Here is a 949-nt window from a genome sequence, read left to right as displayed (position 1 = left end):
TTGAATTGATGCACGATACGACTCGTGATGGGCGCGTCCGTGACCGTATCAAAGCCGTGCTTTTAGCTTCAGAAGGCTGGACTGCTCAAATGATTGCTCAGGCTTTGCGTATTCATGAAAGTAAGGTGAGTCGCCATCTGAAGGACTATTTCTCTGAGGAAAAACTCGGCCCTGAAAATGGGGGCTCTGAAAGCCGTCTGTCTACCGAGCAAACAACAGAGTTAGTCGCGTATCTGACGGCAAATTTGATGCACACGACAGCCCAAATTGTTGCTTGGGTCGGGGCACGCTGGCAGGTCACGTTCTCTGTGGCCGGGATGACAAAATGGCTCCACCGTCAGGGATTCAACTACAAGAAACCGGTGGGAACACCGCATAAATGCGATACGGATAAACAGCAACAGTTTATTGAGCGCTACAACGCGCTGAAAGCGGAATGTGGGCAAAATGAGCCGATTTTGTTTATTGATACTGTGCATCCTACCCAATCTACAAAATTAAGTTACGGTTGGATGAAGCGTGGAAGGACGCAGGTTAAAGTGGTCGAAACCACCGGCAGCCGCACCCGCCTCAACATTATGGGCGCCCTCAATTTGCAACGGATTGAAGCGACGGTGATCCGTGACTATCCGACGATTAACGCGAAAAATGTCGTCCTGTTTTTTGGTGCCATCCGGGAAACGTATCCGCTTTCACAAAGAATTCATATTATTCTGGATGGAGCGGGTTACCACCGTGCTGAAATAGTACAATTTTTTGCTGAAGTCCTGAATATCAGGTTGCATTATCTGCCACCTTACAGCCCTAACCTCAACCCGATTGAGCGATTATGGAAGTACGCGAATGAGCAGGTACGAAACAATGTCTATTTCCCGGATGCCAAAACGTTCCGTAAAACCCTTCATCATTTTTTTCATGTCACCTTACCCGAAAAAGGACAGGAATTAGC

The 949-nt window shown here is 47.9% G+C and carries 1 protein-coding gene; it reads left to right on the top strand.

All coding sequences use genetic code 11. The features are described 5' to 3' along the window. Positions 1 to 949 (top strand): IS630 family transposase (locus Xsto_RS20750; RefSeq protein WP_099126321.1); only part of this gene is annotated, 949 nt, incomplete at both ends.

It is taken from the genome of Xenorhabdus stockiae, from assembly GCF_002632825.1.
In the GTDB taxonomy this organism is placed as follows: domain Bacteria; phylum Pseudomonadota; class Gammaproteobacteria; order Enterobacterales; family Enterobacteriaceae; genus Xenorhabdus; species Xenorhabdus stockiae.
The sequence above is the reverse complement of the archived record's forward strand: the minus strand, read 5'-3'. Positions and strand labels throughout refer to the sequence as shown.